The 22,495-nt window shown below is 57.8% G+C and carries 19 protein-coding genes and 2 tRNA genes; 1 reads left to right on the forward strand and 20 read right to left on the reverse strand.

Annotated features, from left to right (window positions below; all coding sequences use genetic code 11):
* Nucleotides 1–177 precede the first annotated feature (177 nt).
* From pnp to rlmE, 15 genes are all read right to left on the reverse strand, one after another.
* Entirely contained in the window at nucleotides 178–2,283 is a 2,106-nt protein-coding gene (pnp, locus tag ACTD9P_RS04390) for a polyribonucleotide nucleotidyltransferase (protein WP_056858281.1), read from the reverse strand.
* Between the two features lie 195 nt (nucleotides 2,284–2,478).
* A complete protein-coding gene (gene rpsO / locus ACTD9P_RS04395) occupies nucleotides 2,479–2,748 on the reverse strand; it encodes a 30S ribosomal protein S15 (protein WP_003176135.1) in 270 nt (89 codons plus the stop codon).
* A 260-nt stretch (nucleotides 2,749–3,008) separates the two neighbouring features.
* Nucleotides 3,009–3,926 carry a tRNA pseudouridine(55) synthase TruB gene (truB, locus tag ACTD9P_RS04400; protein WP_017139248.1) on the reverse strand — a complete coding sequence of 306 codons (918 nt, stop codon included), beginning with the start codon at nucleotides 3,924–3,926 and terminating at the stop codon, nucleotides 3,009–3,011.
* A 3-nt stretch (nucleotides 3,927–3,929) separates the two neighbouring features.
* Nucleotides 3,930–4,325 carry a 30S ribosome-binding factor RbfA gene (gene rbfA, locus ACTD9P_RS04405; RefSeq protein WP_003176137.1) on the reverse strand — a complete coding sequence of 132 codons (396 nt, stop codon included), beginning with the start codon at nucleotides 4,323–4,325 and terminating at the stop codon, nucleotides 3,930–3,932.
* A 159-nt stretch (nucleotides 4,326–4,484) separates the two neighbouring features.
* On the reverse strand, nucleotides 4,485–7,007 hold the full coding sequence (infB, locus tag ACTD9P_RS04410) for a translation initiation factor IF-2 (protein WP_065911181.1): 2,523 nt from the start codon (nucleotides 7,005–7,007) through the stop codon (nucleotides 4,485–4,487).
* A gap of 27 nt (nucleotides 7,008–7,034) precedes the next feature.
* Nucleotides 7,035–8,516 (reverse strand): transcription termination factor NusA, encoded by a 1,482-nt coding sequence (gene nusA, locus ACTD9P_RS04415; protein WP_071485563.1) that lies wholly within the window; start codon nucleotides 8,514–8,516, stop codon nucleotides 7,035–7,037.
* 47 nt (nucleotides 8,517–8,563) lie between these two features.
* The gene (rimP, locus tag ACTD9P_RS04420; protein ID WP_438866889.1) at nucleotides 8,564–9,022 is read right to left on the reverse strand and encodes a ribosome maturation factor RimP; all 459 of its coding nucleotides are present in this window, start codon (nucleotides 9,020–9,022) and stop codon (nucleotides 8,564–8,566) included.
* 140 nt (nucleotides 9,023–9,162) lie between these two features.
* Nucleotides 9,163–9,239, reverse strand: a tRNA-Met gene (locus ACTD9P_RS04425).
* 96 nt (nucleotides 9,240–9,335) lie between these two features.
* Nucleotides 9,336–9,421: transfer RNA gene (locus tag ACTD9P_RS04430), tRNA-Leu, on the reverse strand.
* 22 nt (nucleotides 9,422–9,443) lie between these two features.
* On the reverse strand, nucleotides 9,444–9,827 hold the full coding sequence (gene secG / locus ACTD9P_RS04435) for a preprotein translocase subunit SecG (RefSeq protein ID WP_438866835.1): 384 nt from the start codon (nucleotides 9,825–9,827) through the stop codon (nucleotides 9,444–9,446).
* A 4-nt stretch (nucleotides 9,828–9,831) separates the two neighbouring features.
* Entirely contained in the window at nucleotides 9,832–10,587 is a 756-nt protein-coding gene (tpiA, locus tag ACTD9P_RS04440; protein ID WP_043051841.1) for a triose-phosphate isomerase, read from the reverse strand.
* 66 nt (nucleotides 10,588–10,653) lie between these two features.
* Nucleotides 10,654–11,991: a phosphoglucosamine mutase gene (gene glmM / locus ACTD9P_RS04445; RefSeq protein ID WP_138813810.1), complete on the reverse strand. Its 1,338-nt coding sequence runs from the start codon at nucleotides 11,989–11,991 to the stop codon at nucleotides 10,654–10,656.
* Nucleotides 11,992–12,007: 16 nt separating this feature from the next.
* Entirely contained in the window at nucleotides 12,008–12,859 is an 852-nt protein-coding gene (gene folP / locus ACTD9P_RS04450; RefSeq protein ID WP_438866836.1) for a dihydropteroate synthase, read from the reverse strand.
* An 8-nt stretch (nucleotides 12,860–12,867) separates the two neighbouring features.
* Nucleotides 12,868–14,778: an ATP-dependent zinc metalloprotease FtsH gene (gene ftsH, locus ACTD9P_RS04455; protein WP_032865933.1), complete on the reverse strand. Its 1,911-nt coding sequence runs from the start codon at nucleotides 14,776–14,778 to the stop codon at nucleotides 12,868–12,870.
* 200 nt (nucleotides 14,779–14,978) lie between these two features.
* The gene (gene rlmE, locus ACTD9P_RS04460) at nucleotides 14,979–15,629 is read right to left on the reverse strand and encodes a 23S rRNA (uridine(2552)-2'-O)-methyltransferase RlmE (protein WP_017139255.1); all 651 of its coding nucleotides are present in this window, start codon (nucleotides 15,627–15,629) and stop codon (nucleotides 14,979–14,981) included.
* A 106-nt stretch (nucleotides 15,630–15,735) separates the two neighbouring features.
* Between rlmE and ACTD9P_RS04465 the strand changes: the two genes are divergently transcribed.
* Entirely contained in the window at nucleotides 15,736–16,044 is a 309-nt protein-coding gene (locus tag ACTD9P_RS04465; RefSeq protein ID WP_017139256.1) for a YhbY family RNA-binding protein, read from the forward strand.
* A gap of 8 nt (nucleotides 16,045–16,052) precedes the next feature.
* On the opposite strand, the gene ACTD9P_RS04470 is transcribed toward ACTD9P_RS04465, so the two are convergent.
* The 5 genes from ACTD9P_RS04470 to dapB form a co-directional block, all read right to left on the reverse strand.
* The gene (locus tag ACTD9P_RS04470; protein ID WP_053258077.1) at nucleotides 16,053–16,457 is read right to left on the reverse strand and encodes a hypothetical protein; all 405 of its coding nucleotides are present in this window, start codon (nucleotides 16,455–16,457) and stop codon (nucleotides 16,053–16,055) included.
* A 28-nt stretch (nucleotides 16,458–16,485) separates the two neighbouring features.
* A complete protein-coding gene (greA, locus tag ACTD9P_RS04475; protein ID WP_200431509.1) occupies nucleotides 16,486–16,962 on the reverse strand; it encodes a transcription elongation factor GreA in 477 nt (158 codons plus the stop codon).
* Nucleotides 16,959–20,180 (reverse strand): carbamoyl-phosphate synthase large subunit, encoded by a 3,222-nt coding sequence (gene carB, locus ACTD9P_RS04480; protein ID WP_064454179.1) that lies wholly within the window; start codon nucleotides 20,178–20,180, stop codon nucleotides 16,959–16,961. Before carB ends, greA begins: the two co-directional genes overlap by 4 nt.
* A 105-nt stretch (nucleotides 20,181–20,285) precedes the next feature.
* On the reverse strand, nucleotides 20,286–21,422 hold the full coding sequence (gene carA, locus ACTD9P_RS04485) for a glutamine-hydrolyzing carbamoyl-phosphate synthase small subunit (RefSeq protein ID WP_038843802.1): 1,137 nt from the start codon (nucleotides 21,420–21,422) through the stop codon (nucleotides 20,286–20,288).
* 259 nt (nucleotides 21,423–21,681) lie between these two features.
* Nucleotides 21,682–22,488, reverse strand: a complete 807-nt coding sequence (dapB, locus tag ACTD9P_RS04490; protein ID WP_438866837.1) for a 4-hydroxy-tetrahydrodipicolinate reductase — start codon at nucleotides 22,486–22,488, stop codon at nucleotides 21,682–21,684.
* Between the last annotated feature and the right edge of the window lie 7 nt (nucleotides 22,489–22,495).

Genomic DNA, 22,495 nt, shown 5'->3' on the forward strand with positions numbered 1-22,495 from the left:
ACCCTTGCCTCTGGCTAACACTTCCCCTTGCCGGGTGTGTAGAGGACTTTCACCTCCAAGTCACCAGCGAGGCCACCACAGCCAAGCTGGTTGCGCTTCGCGCAACGCGCCATGCCTGGCGCACATAAAAAAAGGACTCCGAAGAGTCCTTTTTTTCAGCGTAAAGCCAGCGGGTGATTAAACGCCCGAAGCCTTGGCTGCTGCTACGTCCTTGATGGACAGCTTGATACGGCCGCGGTTGTCCACGTCCAGTACCAGCACTTCCACTTCCTGGCCTTCTTTCAGAATGTCGGTCACTTTCTCAACGCGAGCGTCGCTCAGCATGGAGATGTGTACCAGACCGTCTTTGCCCGGCAGGATGTTGACGAATGCGCCGAAGTCGACGATGCGCTCAACCTTACCCACGTAGATCTTGCCGATTTCGGCTTCAGCGGTGATGCCCAGAACGCGCTGACGTGCAGCTTCAGCCGCTTCCTTGGTTTCGCCGAAGATCTTGATCGAGCCGTCGTCTTCGATGTCGATCGAAGCCTTGGTTTCTTCACAGATCGCACGGATAGTCGCGCCGCCTTTACCGATAACATCACGGATTTTGTCGGTGTCGATTTTCATCGCGATCATGGTCGGAGCATTTTCCGACAGTTCGGTGCGGGACTGACCAATGATCTGGTTCATCTGACCGAGGATGTTCAGGCGCGCTTCCAGGGCTTGGCCCAGAGCGATTTCCATGATTTCTTCGGTGATGCCCTTGATCTTGATGTCCATCTGCAGCGCGGTAACACCTTTAGCGGTACCGGCTACTTTGAAGTCCATGTCGCCCAGGTGGTCTTCGTCGCCCAGGATGTCGGTCAGGATGGCGAACTTCTCGCCTTCTTTAACCAGGCCCATGGCGATACCGGCAACCGGTGCCTTCATCGGTACACCAGCGTCCATCAGTGCCAAGGAAGCACCGCAAACGGAAGCCATGGAGCTGGAACCGTTGGACTCAGTGATTTCCGACACAACACGGATGGTGTACGGGAACACGTCGGCAGCAGGCAGCATCGCAGCGATCGAACGACGAGCCAGGCGGCCGTGACCGATTTCGCGACGACCAGCGCCACCCATGCGACCACACTCGCCCACCGAGAACGGAGGGAAGTTGTAGTGCAGCATGAACGGGTCTTTTTTCTCGCCTTCCAGGGTGTCCAGCAGTTGTGCATCACGGGCAGTACCCAGTGTTGCAACGACCAGAGCCTGGGTTTCGCCACGGGTGAACAGCGCCGAACCGTGAGTCTTCGGCAGAACGCCGACTTCGATGTTCAGTGGGCGCACGGTGCGAGTGTCGCGACCGTCGATACGTGGCTTGCCGTTAACGATGTTTTCGCGAACGGTGCGGTATTCGATTTCGCCGAAGGCCGCTTTGACTTCGCTGGAAGAAGGCTGGCCTTCTTCACCGGACAGCTTGGCTACAACCTGATCCTTCAGCTCGCCCAGGCGCGCGTAACGGTCGGCCTTGACGGTGATGGTGTAGGCGTCGGAGATGGCAGCACCGAACTCGGAGCGGATAGCGCCCAGCAGTTCAGTCGCTTCAGCTTGTGGAGCCCAGGCCCATGTTGGCTTGGCAGCTTCGGCAGCCAACTCTTTAACGGCCTTGATCACCGACTGGAACTCGTCGTGAGCAAACAGTACGGCGCCCAGCATCTGGTCTTCGGTCAGCTCTTTGGCTTCCGACTCAACCATCAATACGGCTTCAGAAGTACCGGCAACGACCATGTCCAGGCTCGATGCTTTCTGCTGCTCGTAAGTCGGGTTCAGCAGGTAGCCGGTGCTTTCGTGGAAAGCCACGCGCGCAGCGCCGATCGGGCCATCAAAAGGAATGCCGGAGATAGCCAGGGCCGCCGAGGTACCGATCATCGCAGCGATGTCCGGATCGGTCTTCTTGCTGGTGGAAACGACGGTGCAGACAACCTGCACTTCGTTCATGAAGCCTTCTGGGAACAGCGGACGGATCGGACGGTCGATCAGTCGGGAAGTCAGGGTTTCTTTCTCGGAAGGACGGCCTTCACGCTTGAAGAAACCGCCAGGGATCTTACCGGCAGCGTAAGTCTTTTCCTGGTAGTGAACGGAAAGAGGGAAGAAGCCTTTGCTTGGGTCAGCGGTCTTGGCGCCAACAACGGTCACCAATACGGTAACGTCGTCGTCAACGGTAACCAGCACTGCGCCGGAGGCTTGACGGGCGATACGGCCTGTCTCGAGGGTAACGGTCGACTGACCGAACTGGAATTTTTTGATAACCGGGTTCACGGTGTCCTACCTTCTTTGTGGCTCTTGGGGGAACTTGTCTTCTTGCGAAATTCTTGGGCAATGCCGGGAATCGGCCCGACGCTCGTCCAGGGTAAAACGTGTATCCAGATAAAACTTGAGGCTGGGAGCCTGCCATGGGCCAGCGGGAATCCCACTGACACACGGCAGACAACCAACCTCTAGCGCAATCGCTTATTAGCGACGCAGACCCAGGCGACCGATCAGAGCCTGATAACGACCCAGATCCTTGCCTTTCAGGTAGTCCAGCAGCTTACGGCGCTGGTTTACCATGCGGATCAGACCACGACGGGAGTGGTGATCTTTACCGTTGGCCTTGAAGTGACCTTGCAGCTTGTTGATGTTGTGGGTCAGCAGTGCAACTTGCACTTCTGGCGAACCAGTGTCACCAACAGCTTGCTGATAGTCAGCAACGATTTGTGCTTTTTCTTGAACGTCGAGAGCCATGAGGCAATCCTTTTTTCGGGAAACCACCCAGAGGGTGATCTCAATAGGCCAGGGACAAATCCCTGTATCTAAAAATGAGTAGTGACCGTGCCTATTAACAGCCACCCTCGTCCCAGTTTGCGTAAAAGCTACTGCGCTCGGTAATCCTGCGTCAAAAACCGGCTCGGAATGCTCATTAACAGCAGTTAACTCCGCTTCCTCGCCTGTTTTTTCCTTGTCTTACCTTCGCTCGCTACGCTTTTACCACAAACTGGTTCCGGTCATTCTGACCGAATCAGTCGACGCGGCGCGATGCGCCCGTCTTCGCTCACTTCACCGATACCGATAAAGCGACCGTTATGATCCTGTACCCGCACCATACCGAACTTTGGAGCGTCCGGGGCACGTACCGGTTGGCCGTTGAGCCAGTAAAACGCGCTGTGCTCCGAGAAGTGCAGCAATGGCCAATCCAGCAAACCGCTGTCCGATGGCATCAGGAAGCGATCAACTGCTTCATTGCCGCCTTCGGCGTGTACCGCTTCCAACTCTTCCAGCGTGACCGTCTGGGCCAGGGTGAAAGGTCCGGCTTGAGTACGTCGCAACTCTGCAACGTATGCACCACAGCCCAGTTGCTCACCGATATCCTCCACAAGGGTACGAATATAGGTGCCTTTGCTGCAGTCCACCGACAATCGTGCGGTGTCGCCTTCACTGGCGAGCAATTCAAGCCGCGCAATAGTAACAGAACGCGGTTCGCGCTCCACTACTTCGCCCGCACGTGCCAGCTTGTAAAGAGGCTGGCCATCACGCTTGAGCGCCGAGTACATCGGCGGTATCTGACTGATTTGCCCACGAAAAGCGGGTAAAACGGCCTCGATATCAGCACGACCAACGGTCACGTCGCGAACCTGCAGAACATCACCTTCGGCATCCGCCGTGGTGGTGGTTTTGCCCAGTTGCATGAGGGTTTCGTAACCCTTGTCGGAATCGAGCAGGTATTGCGAGAACTTGGTGGCCTCGCCAAAGCACAACGGCAGCACGCCGGTGGCCAATGGGTCGAGGCTGCCGGTGTGCCCGGCCTTCTCGGCATTGAGCAGCCAGCGAACCTTCTGCAGCGCGGCATTGGAGGTAAAGCCAATGGGCTTGTCGAGCAGAATGATGCCGCTGACGTTGCGACGGATACGTTTGACCTGAGCCACCGCTTACTCCTTGGCGTCTTCAGGTGTGGACGGGTGCTGGCTGTCTTCAGCCACGGCGCGCTCGATCAATGCTGACAGGTGCGCACCACGCACGACGCTTTCGTCGTAGTGGAAGTGCAACTGGGGAACACTGCGCAGCTTCATTTCACGGGCCAACTGCATGCGCAGGAAGCCTGCAGCCGAGTTGAGCACTTTGATGCTTTGCGCGATTTCTTCGCTGTTGTCCTGCCCCATCACGGTGATGAAGATCTTGGCGTGACCCACGTCACGGCTCACTTCAACGGCGGTGATGGTGACCAGGCCAACGCGCGGGTCTTTGACTTCGCGACGGATCAGTTGGGCCAGCTCACGCTGCATCTGATCGCCGATACGTTGGGTACGGCTGTATTCTTTTGCCATGTCTTGTTACCTGTTACTGCCACACGGTGAAACCCGTGGGGTCTGAAAGCGGCAAACGCCCGGCCTGACAAAAGCCAGACCGGGCGTTGCGTTTAGAGTCCGTACGCTGCGCGGGGCATTTGCATGCCCACACGCGGCGTGGCTCCGGAAGTGCGCGAGTTAGAGGCTGCGAGCAACCTGGACCTTCTCGTAGACTTCGATCTTGTCGCCAGCCTTGACGTCGTTGTAGCTCTTGACGCCGATACCGCATTCCATGCCGGCACGTACTTCGGAAGCGTCATCCTTGAAGCGGCGCAGGGATTCCAGCTCGCCTTCGAAGATAACGATGTCTTCACGCAGTACACGGATCGGACGGTTACGGTACACAGTACCTTCGATAACCATGCAACCGGCGATCGCACCGAATTTCGGCGAGCGGAACACGTCACGCACCTCGGCAACACCCAGGATGTTCTCCCGGACATCGCTGCCAAGCATGCCGGTAAGGGCTTTCTTGACGTCTTCGATGATGTCGTAGATGACGTTGTAGTAACGCATGTCCAGGCCTTCCTGCTCGACGATCTTGCGAGCGCCAGCATCGGCACGCACGTTGAAACCGAACAGTACAGCGTTGGAAGCCAGTGCCAGGTTGGCGTCGGATTCGGTGATACCACCGACACCGCCACCGACAACGCGCACTTGCACTTCGTCGTTACCCAGGCCGTTCAAGGCGCCGTTCAACGCTTCGAGGGAACCACGAACGTCAGATTTGAGGACGATATTAAGCGTCTTCTTCTCTGCCTGGCCCATGTTCTCGAAGATGTTTTCCAGCTTGCCGGCGTGAGCACGAGCCAGTTTGACTTCGCGGAACTTGCCTTGGCGGAACAGAGCCACTTCACGGGCTTTCTTCTCGTCAGACAGCACGCTCATCTCGTCGCCAGCGTCCGGTGTACCGTCCAGGCCGAGAATTTCGACCGGGATGGAAGGACCGGCTTCCTTGATTGGCTTGCCGTTCTCGTCGAGCATGGCACGTACACGGCCATAGTTCGAACCGACCAGGACCATGTCGCCTTGGCGCAGGGTACCGTCTTGAACCAGAACGGTTGCAACCGGGCCACGACCTTTGTCGAGACGCGATTCAACCACAACACCGCGACCAGGGGCCGATGGCGTTGCTTTGAGTTCGAGTACTTCAGCCTGCAACAGGACTGCTTCGAGCAGTTCGTCTACGCCAGTACCGACTTTCGCCGACACCGAGACGAATGGCGTATCACCGCCCCACTCTTCGGAAGTCACGCCGTGCACCGACAGTTCGCTACGGATGCGATCGAGATCGGCGCCCGGCTTGTCGATTTTGTTCACTGCAACTACCAGTGGAACACCAGCGGCCTTGGCGTGCTGAACAGCTTCAATGGTCTGCGGCATCACGCCGTCGTCCGCTGCAACTACCAGGATCACGATGTCAGTCGCCTTGGCACCACGAGCTCGCATTGCGGTAAACGCAGCGTGGCCAGGGGTGTCCAGGAAGGTGACCATGCCGCGCTCGGTTTCAACGTGGTATGCACCGATGTGCTGGGTGATACCGCCGGCTTCGCCAGCAGCTACCTTGGCACGACGGATGTAGTCGAGCAGCGACGTCTTACCATGGTCAACGTGACCCATTACGGTCACAACTGGCGCACGGGAGAACGTCTCACCTTCAAACTTCAGGGACTCGGCCAGGGAATCTTCCAGGGCGGTGTCGCTGACCAGGGTCACTTTGTGGCCCAGTTCTTCGGCTACCAGCTGAGCAGTTTCCTGATCAAGCACCTGGTTGATGGTCGCTGGAGTACCCAGTTTGAACATGAACTTGATGATTTCAGCTGCCTTGACCGACATCTGATTGGCGAGATCGCCAACAGAAATGGTCTCGCCGATCTGCACATCACGCACGACAGGGCCGGTTGGGCTCTGGAAACCGTGGGCGTTGCGCTTTTTCAGCTTGGCCTTGCCGCGACCACCACGACGGAAGCTATCGCTTTCTTCGTCGGTAGTACGTGGGGCAACGCGTGGAGCAGGCGCCTTCTCTTTGACCGAAGCGCGATGCGGAGCGTTTTTACGCTCGCCATCACCGCCGCCACTGCGACGATTGTTGTCGTCGGCACGTGGTTTGTCCGGACGACGAGGTTCGTCGCGCTTGCGATCAGCTGCTGGAGCCGGTGCGGCGGCAACCGGAGCGGCCTCACGCACAGCCTCTACAGGAGCGCTAGGCGTGGCGACCGCTTCAGTACCAGCAGGTTGCGCAGCAGCAGGCTGGCGACGCGCTTCTTCTTCGGCGCGACGCTTGGCTTCTTCTTCAGCCTTCTGGCGAGCAGCATTTTCTACTGCGCGACGTTCTTCCAGCTCGCGTTTGCGCTCGGCTTCGATTTCTTCCGGGCTGCGCTGTACGAAGACTTTCTTCTTGCGTACTTCAACGCTGATGCTCTTGCTACCAGCAACACGCAGGGTGCTGGTGGTTTTGCGCTGCAATGTAATCTTGCGCGGTTCTTCCACTTTCGCCTTGTGGCTGCTCTTCAAGTGAGTCAGCAAAGACTGCTTCTCACTATCGCTCACACCTTCATCGGCGGCGGTGTGCGGCAGACCTGCCTCACGCATCTGCTGCAACAGGCGCTCTACCGGTGTTTTGACCTCATCGGCCAGTTGTTTCACCGTGACTTGCGTCATGCACTTCTCTCCTCAGGCCGCGCCTAGTTACTCGAACCAATGGGCTCGGGCGGCCATGATCAACTTGCCGGCACGATCATCGTCAATGCCGTCGATGTCGAGCAGATCGTCAATAGACTGCTCGGCCAGGTCTTCGCGGGTAATTACGCCGCGCACCGCCAGTTCCATCGCCAAATCCTTGTCCATACCCTCAAGCGAGAGCAGGTCTTCGGCCGGATGGGCGTCTGCCAGCTTTTCCTCAGTAGCGATGGCTTTAGTCAACAAGCGATCCTTGGCCCGAGCGCGAAGCTCGTTGACGGTGTCTTCGTCAAAGCCGTCGATGTTGAGCATTTCTTCCAACGGTACGTAGGCAATCTCTTCCAGGCTGGTGAAGCCTTCATCTACCAGCACCTGCGCCAGGTCTTCGTCGACTTCCAGCTCGTCGATGAAGTTGCGCAGGATGTCACCGGTTTCAGCTTGCTGCTTAGCCTGGATGTCCGATTCGGTCATCACGTTCAGGGTCCAGCCGGTCAGTTGGCTGGCCAGACGCACGTTCTGACCACCACGACCAATGGCCTGAGCCAGATTGTCTGCGCCAACGGCGATGTCCATTGCATGGGCATCTTCGTCAACGATAATTGCCGCCACTTCAGCTGGCGACATGGCGTTGATCACAAACTGCGCCGGGTTATCGTCCCACAGAACGATGTCGACACGCTCACCGCCCAATTCGCCCGACACTGCCTGGACGCGCGAACCGCGCATACCAATGCAAGCACCTTGCGGGTCGATGCGTTTGTCCTTGGAGCGGACCGCGATCTTGGCGCGCGAACCCGGGTCGCGGGACGCAGCCATGACTTCGATCAGGCCTTCGGCGATTTCCGGCACTTCGATGCGGAACAGCTCGATCAGCATTTCCGGCGCGGTACGCGACAGGATCAACTGAGGGCCGCGGTTCTCGGTGCGGATTTCCTTGAGTAGCGCACGCAGACGCACGCCGACACGGAAGGTTTCGCGAGAGATGATGTCTTCGCGGGCCAGCAACGCTTCGGCGTTGTTGCCCAGGTCGACGATCACGTTGTCGCGGGTCACTTTTTTCACGGTGCCGGAGATGATCTCACCCAGGCGTTCGCGATAAGCGTCAACGACTTGAGCGCGCTCAGCTTCGCGAACCTTCTGCACGATGACCTGCTTGGCGGTCTGTGCAGCAATACGGCCGAACTCGATCGACTCGATCTTTTCTTCGACGACATCACCGACCTGGGCGCCCGGATGCGTTTGCGCAACCTTGCTCGGCCAGGTTTCGATGGCCGGATCATCAAGATCGGCTTCTTCGACGACCGTCCAGCGACGGAAAGTCTCATAGGCACCGGTGTGGCGGTTGATTTCCACACGCAGATCAACTTCGTCTTCAAAACGCTTTTTGGTAGCAGTGGCCAGGGCCAGCTCCAGCGCTTCAAAAATCACGTTTGCCGGTACGCCCTTTTCATTGGATACCGACTCAACAACCAGCAGTACTTCTTTGCTCATCGTACGCCTCGCCTTTCGCAAGCCATTGGATCCGCGGGATCCGCGTCTCAGTCAAAACTGGGAATAATGTTGGCCTTGTCGATCATATCGATCGGCAACAGGAACTCATGGTCTTCTACCTGCACCACGACATCCTGTTCTTCTACACCGCGCAGAAGGCCCTGAAAGTTGCGTCGCCCTTCAAAGGGAGAGCGCAGCTTGATCTTCACTTGTTCACCGGCAAATTTTGCAAACTGATCAATAGTGAACAGTGGGCGTTCCATGCCTGGCGAGGAAACTTCGAGGGTGTATTCAACGGCGATTGGATCTGCAACATCCAGCACACCGCTGATCTGACGGCTGACAATGGCACAATCGTCCACCAGCACGCCGCCCTCTTGATCAATATAAACGCGCAACATTGAGTGGCGACCTTGAGCCGAAAACTCAATACCCCAGCATTCATAGCCTAGGGCCACGACCACCGGGGCCAGCAAGGCCTGCAACTCTTCTAGCTTGCTCGACACCTGAACCCCCTCGTGCATGTATGTGCATGCTGTGCAAAATAAAAAAATGGGCGAAACGCCCATCCTTGAAACGCCGTCGAACAGCGGCGTTGAAAGTGTCCAGCTAACAAAAAGCCCCTTAAAAGGGGCTCCGCTAAAACTGGTTGCGGGGGCCGGATTTGAACCGACGACCTTCGGGTTATGAGCCCGACGAGCTACCAGACTGCTCCACCCCGCGACAAAGCTGGGGCGGAAGTATACGACCGATCCCTTCCAGGGTCAATGTAACCTTCCACCTACAAGAAAGCCCGCAACAGCGGGCTCTCCTGATAATTGGTACCGAGAAGGGGACTCGAACCCCTACACCCTATGGGCACAACCACCTCAAGGTTGCGTGTCTACCAATTCCACCACCTCGGCAATACAGCGTTTACAACCCTTCTTACTTCTGCTCTTGAGCTGGAGGTACGTCAGTCGCTGGAGTAGCCGACTTTTGCTCTTGAAGCACCGGGACATCATCAGAAGCCGGTTTTGCTTTTGGTACTTCCAACACTGCTGGGTTTGGGAGACCTACTTGAGTCAGCACATGAGCTTTCTCTTTAGCAAAGTAACCTAACCCCAAGCTGGTCATGAAGAAACCGGCGGCAAGTATAGCAGTAAACTTACTAAGAAAGGTAGAGGAACCTTGGCTTCCGAACACAGTATTTGAAGCACCTGCACCGAAAGACGCACCAGCATCCGCACCTTTACCCTGTTGCAACAAAACCAGGGCAACTACGCCCAGGGCAGCCAACAGATGAAAAACGACTACGACTGTTTCCAGCATTTTTTCAGTTTCCCGCGGCGCGACAAATCGCACCGAACTCATCTGCATTCAGGGAAGCTCCACCAATGAGCCCCCCATCGATATCCGGCATGCCGAACAGTTCGACCGCATTGGCCGCCTTCACGCTGCCGCCGTATAGAAGCCGCACACCTTGCGCGACTTCAGAATTCTCTGCCGCTAACTGAGCGCGAATGGCTGCATGCACATCCTGCGCTTGTTGCGGTGTAGCAGTCAGCCCGGTACCAATGGCCCAGACCGGCTCGTAAGCGATTACTGCCTTTGCAAACGCACCAACACCCAGCTCCTCGATGATGCTGCCCAACTGACGCGAGACAACTTCAAGAGTCTTGCCCGATTCACGCTGCTCCAGGGTCTCCCCTATGCACAACACCGGAATCAAGCCACAAGCCTGTGCCGCTGCGAACTTGCGATTGAGTGTCCCATCACGCTCGCCCATCATCTGACGACGCTCGGAGTGCCCGACAAGCACATAGGAACAACCCGCATCAACCAGCTGACTCGGTGAAATCTCACCGGTCAACGCACCTTGCATGGGTTCCACCGCAGAGTTCTGCGCGCCGACCTGAATCGACTTGCCTTTCAAGCCATCAACCACTTGGTTGATATGCAAGCAAGGCGGGAAAACCGCAACATCAACACCGCCAGGCAAGGCCAAGTGACGAAGGCCATTGATCAGCTCAGCGACACTGGCGCGGGTACCGTGCATCTTCCAGTTACCAGCTACCATAGTGCGACGCATGCTGTACCTCGTCGGTCAAAGTGGGCGCAGATGTTACCCAACCACATCATCACTGGCAAGCCGAATTCAGGCGCAAATTTCAGTTACCAGTTTTGCCAGGTCTTCGGCATGGCCGCGAACCTGTGTTTCGTCCTCGCCTTCGACCATGACACGCACCAGCGGCTCTGTGCCGGACTTGCGCAGCAACACGCGGCCACGACCCGCCATTGCGAGGGTCACACGCTCGCAGGCGTCTTTGACAGCAGGGTGCTCGATGGGGTTTTCGCCACCGGCAAAGCGTACGTTCAGCAAAACTTGCGGGCATTTGCGCAGCGCCTGGCGTGCTTGCGCAAGACTCTCTTTGCGACGACGCAAGGACAGCAATACCTGCAGCGCAGCAATAATGGCATCGCCCGTGGTGGTGTGCTGGAAGCAAACCACATGCCCCGAGTTCTCACCGCCCACCAGCCAGTTACGCTCCAACAGTTCGGCGATGACATAGCGGTCACCGACATTGGCGCGTACAAACGGAATCCCCAGCTCGGCCAAAGCCAACTCAAGCCCAAGATTGCTCATCAGCGTGCCAACCACACCGCCTTGCAGCTTGTTACGCTCATGCAGGTCGCGAGCAATGATGAACAACAGCTCATCACCATCCACCACCGCACCGGTGTGGTCGACCATCAACACCCGATCACCATCGCCATCGAAGGCAATACCGAGGTCGGCGTGCTCGGCCAGGACAGCAGCCTGCAGCTGCTCCATATGCGTCGAGCCGCAGTTATGGTTGATATTCAAACCATTTGGCTGGGCCGAGAGTACCGTCACATCGGCACCCAGCTCCTTGAATACACTGGGCGCCACCTTGTAGGTTGCACCGTGAGCGCAGTCGACAACAATTTTGAGACCGGCAAAATTGGTGCTGGTCGGCACGCTGCTCTTGCAGAACTCGATGTAACGGCCCGAGGCGTCATTGATACGCGAGACCTTGCCCAGCTTGCTGGACTCAACCACCGTCATCGGCGCATCCAGCAACTCTTCGATCATCAGCTCGATCTCGTCCGGTAGCTTGGTGCCCTGGCCCGAGAAGAACTTGATGCCGTTGTCATCATGGGGATTGTGCGAGGCACTGATCACGATACCGGCTTCAGCGTGGAACGTACGCGTCAGGTAAGCGATTGCCGGTGTCGGCATTGGCCCCAGCAGCATCACATCGGCGCCTGCAGCAGACAGACCCGCCTCCAGCGCAGACTCGAACATGTAACCCGAGATGCGGGTGTCTTTGCCCACCAGGATGCGGCAAGCGCCCATGCTGCGGAACGCCATACCGGCCGCCCAACCCAGCTTGAGCATGAAATCAGGAGTAATCGGGAATTCGCCGACCCGACCACGAATACCGTCGGTGCCAAAATATTTTTTAGTCATAAGTGCTCCATCATTCTTATTCGGCTGATTCTACCGCGGCCAGCATGCGCACCACATCAACCGTCTCGGCGACGTCATGCACCCGCAAAATACGCGCGCCCTTGGTCACGGCAAGTGCCGCCAACGCCAGGCCACCGTACAGCCGCTCACCCACCGGGCGATTCAGGGCCAGCCCTATCATGCTCTTGCGCGACACGCCGACCAACAGGGGTCGACCAAGTGCGTGCAAGGCTTCCATATGCTTGAACAGGCTCAAGTTGTGTTGCAGGGTCTTGGCGAAGCCAAACCCGGGATCCAGGATAATTTTTTCGGCGGCGATGCCCACCTTGATGCACTCAGCCATTCTTTGCGCAAGAAAACCACTCACCTCACCCACGAGATCATCGTAGTGGGGGCTGTCCTGCATATTGCCGGGCTCACCCAACATATGCATAAGACATACCGGCAGCCCGGTTGCCGCCGCCGCATCCAGGGCACCATCACGCTGAAGCGAGCGCACATCGTTGATCAGCCCGGCACCGAGGCGTGCCGTCTCGCGCATTACAGCGGGAGTGGAGGTATCCACCGAGATGATCACATCCAGTTCACGGGCAATCCGCTCGACGACTGGCGCGACCCGCTCAAGCTCCTCCAACGGGGAAACTACGCGAGCGCCGGGCCGGGTTGACTCACCACCGACATCAATCAAGGTCGCGCCAGCCGCTACCATCGCCTCGGCATGACGCAACGCGGCATCCTGCTGGCTAAAGCGGCCGCCATCAGAAAAAGAATCGGGGGTTACATTAAGAATGCCCATGACATGTGTATGGGCCAAATCAAGAACCCGGTTGCCGCAAGGCAACCGGGTGGAGGACAGCGCAGAAGTCATTTCAAACCTTAGTGGTCAGCTGCCGGGCCGCCGATCGGGGCTTCAGGACGTTCGTTCTGCACCACAGGCGGGGTGCCCGAAGTGCCCGAACCACCTTCCCAATCACGAGGCTCACGCGGTGCGCGACCCGCCATGATGTCGTCGATCTGATCCGCATCAATGGTTTCGTACTTCATCAGCGCATCAGCCATTGCATCCAGCTTGTCGCGGTTATCCGTCAGGATCTGCTTGGCCGTGCCGTAGCACTGATCAATGATGCTGCGCACTTCGGAGTCGATCAGCTTGGCCGTCTCACCCGAGAAGCTGGCAGCTTGACCGCCACCACCACGACCCAGGAACACTTCACCTTCTTCCTCGGCATACATCAAAGGACCGAGTTTCTCCGACAAGCCCCACTTGGTCACCATGTTCCGTGCAATCTGGCTGGCACGCATGATGTCGTTGGAAGCACCGGTGGTCACACCGTCAAAGCCAAGCGTCATTTCTTCAGCAATCCGGCCGCCATACAGAGAACAGATCTGGCTGATCAGTGCACGCTTGGAGAGGCTGTAACGATCCTCTTCCGGCAGGAACATGGTCACACCCAGTGCACGGCCACGCGGAATGATCGACACTTTGTAAACCGGGTCATGCTCAGGCACAACGCGACCAACAATGGCGTGACCAGCCTCGTGATAAGCGGTGTTCTGCTTCTCTTTCTCCGACATGACCATGGATTTGCGCTCGGCACCCATCATGATCTTGTCTTTGGCCAGTTCGAACTCTTTCATTTCAACAATGCGCTTGCCGGTACGGGCAGCGAACAACGAAGCCTCGTTGACCAGGTTGGCCAGGTCGGCACCGGAGAAGCCTGGCGTACCACGGGCAATCACGGCCGGAGCCACGTCATCACCCATTGGCACTTTGCGCATGTGCACTTTCAGGATCTGTTCGCGACCGCGGATATCCGGCAGGCCAACCACAACCTGACGGTCGAAACGGCCTGGACGCAGCAACGCTGGGTCAAGCACGTCCGGACGGTTAGTCGCGGCAATGACGATGATGCCGTCATTCATTTCAAAGCCGTCCATCTCAACCAGCAATTGGTTGAGGGTCTGCTCACGTTCATCATGACCGCCACCCATACCGGCACCACGATGGCGACCCACGGCATCGATTTCGTCGATGAAGATGATGCACGGTGCGTGCTTCTTGGCCTGTTCGAACATATCGCGAACACGGCTGGCGCCGACACCAACGAACATCTCGACGAAGTCAGAACCGGAAATGGTAAAGAACGGCACCTTGGCTTCACCGGCAATCGCCTTGGCAAGCAAGGTTTTACCGGTACCCGGAGGACCGACCATCAGCACGCCGCGAGGAATGCGGCCACCCAGGCGCTGGAACTTGCCCGGATCGCGCAGGAATTCAACCAGTTCGCCGACTTCTTCCTTGGCTTCATCACAACCTGCGACGTCAGCCAGGGTGGTTTTCACCTGGTCTTCAGACAGCAGGCGCGCCTTGCTCTTGCCGAAGCTCATCGGCCCGCCCTTGCCTCCCGCACCACCTTGCATCTGGCGCATGAAGAACATGAACACGGCGATAATCACCAGGATCGGGAAGCTCGCTACCAATAGCTGAGTCCAGATGCTCTGCTGTTCAGGCTGTTTGCCTTCAACCACTACGTGGTTATCCACCAAGTCGCCGATCAGACCGTTGTCCTGAATTGCCGGACGAATGGTCTTGAAGCTGTCGCCATCGTTGCGCTTGCCGGTAATCACGTAGCCATCAACCGCTACGCGCTCGACCTTGCCATCCTTAACTTGCTGGATGAAGTCGGAATAGTTGAGGGTCTGCGGCTCGTTAGGGCTGGAGAAGTTGTTCATCACCGTCACCAGGACAGCCGCGATGATCAACCACAGGATCAGATTCTTTGCCATATCGTTCAATTAACTACCCTCTGAAGCAAGCTCCGCTACTGGCGCGCGCTTCGCATGATATTCACCGGCCTAACTTACTACATTACCTACAACTCTGGCAGGCGCCGTCTGTAACCCTTTGTGAAACTTTGACTACACAATATTCGTAAAGCTTCGTGACGAAAGCGATATAAAAAAACCTATCGCCCTCCTCGAATTCCTCAAAAACGCTCTTCGCTCTCCGCACCTTCGACACCACGGAAGCCGCGGCACAGCAGGTATTGCTCGCGTGACCGGTCTCGCGAAGAGTCAGGTTTGCGCGTTTGTACCTTGTCGAACAATTTGCGAATGTTCTTGTGGTACTCGTCAAAACCTTCGCCCTGGAAGACTTTCACCAGGAAATCACCGCCCGGACGCAAAACCCGACCCGCCAGATCAAGTGCCAACTCGCACAGGAACATGGCTCGCGGCATATCAACGGCCGGTAATCCACTCATATTGGGGGCCATGTCGGAAATCACAAGGTCTACCTGCGAATTTCCCACAGCCTCGAGGATCTCGGCCAATACCGTGTCCTGGGTGAAGTCCCCGTGTACAAAGGTCACATCCGGGATGCTGTCCATCTCAAGGATGTCGGACGCGATTAACCGACCTTGCCCACCAATCAGACGACTGGTCACTTGGGACCAGCCACCAGGGGCTGCGCCAAGATCAATAACGCTCATGCCTGGACGAATCAATTTGTCCTTGTCCTGGATCTCCAGCAGTTTGTAGCTGGCCCGCGAACGGTAGCCGTCCTTTTGCGCCTTTTTGACGTAAGGATCGTTGAAATGTTCTTGTAGCCACTTAAGGCTGGTTTTGGAACGGGCCACGGGCCACCTCGAAAAATAAAACGGGTCGTGATTAACTGGGCGGTCCCGGACTCGCTCGGGTAAACTGGCCGCCGCTTTTTACAAGATCAGACGCAGGGGTCAGATTATGCCGCTCACTCAAGAGCAGAAGAAACAGTACAAATCCATTGGCCACCATCTGAAACCAGTTCTGATTGTGGCAGACAACGGTTTGACTGAAGGGGTGTTAGCCGAACTGGAACGCGCATTGGGCGATCACGAACTGATCAAGATCAAGGTCAACATCCTTGACCGCGAAGCGCGTTTGGCCGCCATTGCAGAACTGTGCAAGGTCGGCAAAGCAGACCTGGTACAGGTCATCGGCAAGATGGCACTGCTGTATCGCAAGAACTTCAGCGTCAACAAGCAGCTGTCGAACGTACACCGCTTCAAGTAATACAAGGGTCACGGGCGTGCTTCGCGCGCCCTGCCGCTCCATCCCGGTGCCGGCTGTATAACCAGCACCAGGCCGGAGAACCCTAGCACAAGATAGCTGAATAGCTGCCAGCGCAACGCTTGCGGCAGCCAAACATGCACCACGCAAAACATTGCGCACGCATACAGCGCCATCAACAGCAGTTGGCCGCGAATATCCCGCCACAAACTCCCCAAACCCTCAGCCTTGACCAGCACCAATGCCTGGAGCGTCACGCACGCTGCCGCAAAACCCACCAGCAGCGCACTCAGCATTCCGTTGAGCTCATCGATCAGCAGCGGCGCCAGGCCAATCAGACCCAACACCGGCAACACACCGATGTGCAACAACCACAGGCCGCCCACCCACAGCATCTGGGCAAGCTGCCAAAGCATGGCGCCCGCACGAAGCGGGCGCCGTCTTTCAGACGTGGCGAACTTCGACAATCTCGTACTCGATTACGCCACCGGGCGTTTTCACAGCCACCACGTCACCCTCTTCCTTGGCAATCAAGGCGCGGGCCAGCGGGGAGCCAACAGAGATTTTGCCGAGTTTGAAGTCAGCCTCGTCTTCACCGACGATGTGGTAAACCACGCGCTCGTCAGTCTCGACGTTGGCGATTTCCACGGTCGTGCCGAAAATCACTTTGCCGGTCTTCGGGATGGTCGTGACATCAATGATGACCGCATTCTGCATACGACCTTCGATATCACGGATCCGCGCCTCGACCATACCTTGCTGCTCACGAGCAGCGTGGTATTCGGCGTTTTCCTTCAAGTCACCCAGCTCGCGGGCCGTACCGATGTCCTGGCTCAGCTTCGGGCGGACGACCTTGGTCAGATGGGCGTGTTCTTCTTCCAGGGCTTTGGCGCCCTGGACAGTCATTGGGTATTTGGTCATGCCTTCAATCCCGCGTGTAGATCCTGCAAGCGACGCACGGTCTTTTCCGGACCGAACTTGAGCGCTTCGCAGATGGCTTCGCCAGCAGCAATGGTAGTGGTGCAGTAGATCTTGTGCTGCAAGGCATTACGACGAATGGAGTAGGAGTCCGCGATCGACTGGCGACCTTCGGTGGTGTTGATGATCAGGGTGACTTCGTCATTCTTGATCATGTCGACCACGTGCGGACGGCCTTCCGTCACCTTGTTCACGCGACGTACTTTCAGGCCGGCAGCTTCGATCAGCTTGGCGGTCCCGGCAGTAGCCACGACTTCAAAGCCCAAGTTGATCAGATCACGGGCCACGCCTGCAACCAGTGGTTTGTCATCATCACGCACGCTGATAAACGCAGTACCGCCGGTCGGCAGCACTTCGCTGGCGCCCATCTGGGCCTTGGCGAACGCTTCACCGAAGGTATCGCCCACGCCCATCACTTCACCGGTGGACTTCATCTCTGGGCCCAGGATCGGGTCCACGCCAGGGAATTTGGCGAATGGGAACACCGCCTCTTTCACGCTGTAGAAGTTCGGAATGATTTCCTTGGTGAAGCCGATTTCCTTCAGGGTCTTACCCGCCATCACGCGGGCAGCGATCATGGCCAGGGACACACCAATGCACTTGGAAACAAATGGCACGGTACGCGAAGCACGCGGGTTCACTTCGATCACGTAGATGTCTTCGCCTTGCAGCGCCAACTGTACGTTCATCAGGCCGACCACGCCGAGTTCCAGGGCCATTTTCTTGACCTGCTCACGCATCTCGTCCTGGATGTGCGCCGGCAGCGAGTATGGCGGCAGCGAACAAGCGGAGTCACCGGAGTGAACCCCAGCCTGTTCGATGTGCTGCATGATCGCGCCGATCACCACGTCGGTACCGTCGCAGACCGCATCCACGTCCATTTCGATGGCGCAGTTGAGGAAGTGATCCAGCAGCACCGGGCTGTCGTTGGACACTTTCACCGCATCACGCAGGTAGCGCTTGAGTTCTTCTTCTTCGTAGACGATTTCCATCGCCCGGCCGCCCAATACGTAGGACGGACGCACCACCAGCGGGTAGCCGATCTTGCTGGCGGCGCGGATGGCTTCATCTTCGCTGCGCACAGTGGCGTTTGGCGGCTGACGCAGGTTCAGGCGCTCAACCATTTGCTGGAAGCGCTCACGGTCTTCAGCACGGTCGATGGCGTCAGGGCTGGTGCCGATGATCGGCACGCCGGCAGCTTCCAGGGCACGCGCCAGTTTCAGCGGGGTTTGGCCGCCGTACTGCACGATCACGCCTTTTGGCTTCTCGACGCGGCAGATTTCCAGCACGTCTTCCAGGGTTACTGGTTCGAAGTACAGACGGTCGGACGTGTCGTAGTCAGTGGAAACAGTTTCCGGGTTGCAGTTGACCATGATGGTCTCGTACCCGTCTTCGCGCAGAGCGAGGGCGGCGTGTACGCAGCAGTAGTCGAACTCGATGCCCTGGCCGATACGGTTCGGACCGCCACCCAGGATGATGATCTTGTCGCGGCCCGACGGCGCAGCTTCGCACTCTTCCTCGTAGGTGGAGTACAGGTACGCAGTGTCAGTGGCGAACTCGGCCGCGCAGGTGTCAACGCGTTTGTAGACCGGGAAGATATCCAGCTTGTGGCGATGGGTACGCAGGTTCTTCTCGGTCACACCCAACAGCTTGGCCAGGCGCTGATCGGAGAAACCTTTGCGCTTGAGGCGGAACATCAGGTCGCGGTCGATGGAGGACAGACCGAGGGTCTTGACCTTCTCTTCTTCCTTGATCAGATCTTCGATCTGTACCAGGAACCACGGATCGATCATGTTCATGCCGAAGATATCTTCAACGGTCATGCCCGCGCGGAATGCGTCAGCCACGTACCAGATACGCTCGGCGCCCGGCACGGTCAGCTCGCGCTTGAGCACGCTCATGCTTTCCGGGTTGCTCAGGTCAAGCTTCTCGTCCAGGCCGCAAACACCCACTTCCAGGCCGCGCAGTGCTTTCTGCAGGGATTCCTGGAAAGTCCGGCCGATGGCCATGACTTCACCAACAGACTTCATCTGCGTGGTCAGGCGCGCGTCGGCTTTCGGGAATTTCTCGAAAGCAAAGCGCGGCAGCTTGGTCACGACGTAGTCGATAGACGGCTCGAAAGACGCCGGCGTAGCACCGCCCGTGATTTCGTTTTGCAACTCGTCCAGGGTGTAACCGATCGCCAGCTTGGCGGCGATGCGCGCAATCGGGAAACCGGTTGCTTTCGATGCCAGCGCCGAAGAACGCGACACACGCGGGTTCATCTCGATCACGACCATGCGGCCAGTGTCCGGGCAGATGCCGAACTGAACGTTGGAACCGCCGGTTTCAACGCCGATCTCACGCAGTACCGCCAACGAGGCGTTACGCATGATCTGGTATTCCTTGTCCGTCAGGGTCTGCGCCGGAGCAACGGTGATCGAGTCACCGGTGTGCACGCCCATCGGGTCGAAGTTTTCGATGGAGCAGACGATGATGCAGTTGTCCTTTTTGTCGCGGACAACCTCCATTTCGTACTCTTTCCAGCCGATCAGGGATTCGTCGATCAGCAGCTCTTTGGTCGGCGACAGGTCCAGGCCACGGGCGCAGATTTCTTCGAACTCTTCACGGTTGTAAGCGATGCCGCCACCGGTGCCGCCCATGGTGAAGGACGGACGGATAATGCACGGGAAGCCCAGCTTCTCGAGAACCGCGTTGGCCTCTTCCATGCTGTGGGCAATGCCGGAGCGCGGGCAATCAAGGCCGATGGACTTCATGGCCTTGTCGAAACGCGAGCGATCTTCAGCCTTGTCGATGGTGTCGGCGTTAGCGCCGATCATCTCTACGCCGAACTTCTCCAGAACGCCCTCGCGCTCCAGGTCCAGGGCGCAGTTCAGTGCGGTCTGGCCACCCATGGTTGGCAGCAGTGCGTCCGGACGCTCTTTTTCGATGATCTTGGCAACGGTCTGCCACTTGATCGGTTCGATGTAGGTGGCGTCGGCCATGTCCGGGTCGGTCATGATGGTGGCCGGGTTGGAGTTCACCAGGATGACGCGGTAACCCTCTTCGCGCAGGGCTTTACAGGCCTGGGCGCCGGAGTAGTCGAATTCGCAGGCCTGGCCGATCACGATCGGGCCAGCGCCGAGAATCAGGATGCTTTTTATGTCTGTACGTTTTGGCATGGGTTTGTCACTCAAATCCGCAGGTCAGTCGGCAAGCCGTCTTGAACAATCGTTGAAGAGCCTGCGGGGGCCACCGAGGTTCGGGGCCGCCCGCAGGCCACTCAGTCAGCGTCGCTTGGCCATCTCATTGATGAAACGGTCGAACAGCGGCGCTACGTCGTTCGGGCCAGGGCTGGCTTCAGGGTGGCCCTGGAAGCTGAACGCGCTCTTGTCGGTGCGCTCGATGCCTTGCAAGGAGCCATCGAACAGCGACTTGTGAATGGCGCGAACGTTGCTCGGCAGGGTTGCTTCATCCACCGCAAAACCGTGGTTCTGGCTGGTGATCATCACAACGCCAGTGTCCAGGTCTTGTACCGGGTGGTTGGCGCCATGGTGGCCGTGGCCCATTTTCAGGGTCTTGGCGCCGGAGGCCAGAGCCAGCAGTTGGTGACCGAGGCAGATGCCGAATACCGGAATCTCGGTTTCCAGCACGTCCTTGATGGCCTGGATGGCGTAGTCGCAAGGCTCAGGGTCACCCGGGCCGTTGGACAGGAACACGCCGTCCGGTTGCAGGGCCAACACGTCGCTCGCAGGCGTTTGTGCAGGCACCACGGTCACGCGGCAGCCGCGCTCAACCAGCATGCGCAGGATGTTGTACTTGACGCCATAGTCGTAGGCCACAACGTGGTATGGCAGATCGGCAGCTTCGATGGTTGCGTGGCTGTCGGTCTTCAAGTCCCAGACAGTGGAGCGCCACTCGTACTTCTCTTTAACGCTGACAACTTTCGCCAGGTCCATGCCTTTCAGGCCAGGGAAACCTTGCGCTGCGGCAATCGCCGCCTCTTCGGAGATATTGTCACCGACCATGATGCAGCCGTTCTGCGAGCCTTTTTCACGCAGGATGCGTGTAAGGCGGCGCGTATCGATACCGGCGATCGCCACAACGTTGTTGGCTTTCAGGTAATCGGACAGCGACATCGTGTTACGCCAGTTGCTCGCAACCAGTGGCAGGTCACGAATCACCAGACCGGCCGACCAGACACGATCAGACTCGACGTCTTCCGGTGTAGTGCCGGTGTTGCCGATGTGCGGATAGGTCAGGGTTACGATCTGTTGGGCGTAGGAAGGATCGGTAAGGATTTCCTGATAGCCGGTCATGGCAGTGTTAAACACTACCTCTCCAACGGTTTGACCGTCGGCTCCAATGGCTTCGCCGCGAAAAATGCTGCCATCAGCAAGGGCGAGTATGGCTGGCTTAGTCAAGAAGACCTCCCGTAAATAAAGCCTGAAAGGGCGATCGCAGGTTGTAAAAAAGCGGAGTGACGTATGGACACGTCACCCCGCTTCTTCACTGAATTATTCTGCGCGCTTTTAGTGGACACACTAAAGCTGTAGCTTACAGAAAAAGGCTTTTTTGGTCCACCGCTAATGAGCCTTAAAGGCAGGGGAATGCGACAGGACGTCGCTTAGCGGGTAAAAACGGGGCCTAAGCATAAGCTTGAGGCCCGGCTTTAGCTACTGATTAGTGCAGATCCAGCACGTCACGCATGTCATACAGACCCGGCTCACGACTTTCCAGCCAGAGCGCCGCACGCACCGCACCCTTGGCGAAGGTCATGCGGCTGGAGGCCTTGTGTGTGATCTCCAGGCGCTCGCCTTCACTGGCAAACAACACCGTGTGATCACCCACCACATCACCACCGCGCACGGTGGCAAAGCCGATAGTGTCACGGGCACGCGCACCGGTATGGCCTTCACGCCCGTAAACAGCGACTTTGGACAGGTCGCGCCCCAGGGCATCGGCAATCGCCTCGCCCATGCGCAGCGCAGTCCCCGACGGCGCATCGATCTTGTGGCGATGGTGGGTTTCGATGATCTCGATATCCGCCTCATCACCCAACACACGCGCCGCCAGGTCCAGCAACTTGAGCGACAGGTTCACGCCGACACTGAAGTTGGCGGCGAAGACAATCGGGATATCCTTGCCCGCCTCAACCAGTAACTGCTTTTGCTCAGCGCTCAGGCCTGTGGTGCCAATCACCATGGCCTTGCCCGCCTTGCGGCAGAACGCCAGGTTTTTCAGCATCACTTCCGGCAGGGTGAAGTCGATCAGCACGTCAAACTCGTCAGCCACCTGCTCCAGGTTGCCCGACAGCGAAACGCCGATGCGACCCAGCGAGGCCAACTCACCGGCATCCGCACCGATCAGCGTGCTGCCAGGGCGAACAATCGCCGCCGTCAGCCCGGAGGCCGGCGAGCGCTGCTGCACCGCCTCGACCAGCGTCTTGCCCATGCGCCCGGCAGCGCCCATTACGGCTATACGTCGCATATTCACG

Source organism: Pseudomonas onubensis (genome assembly GCF_965653655.1).
Classification (GTDB): Bacteria; Pseudomonadota; Gammaproteobacteria; order Pseudomonadales; family Pseudomonadaceae; genus Aquipseudomonas.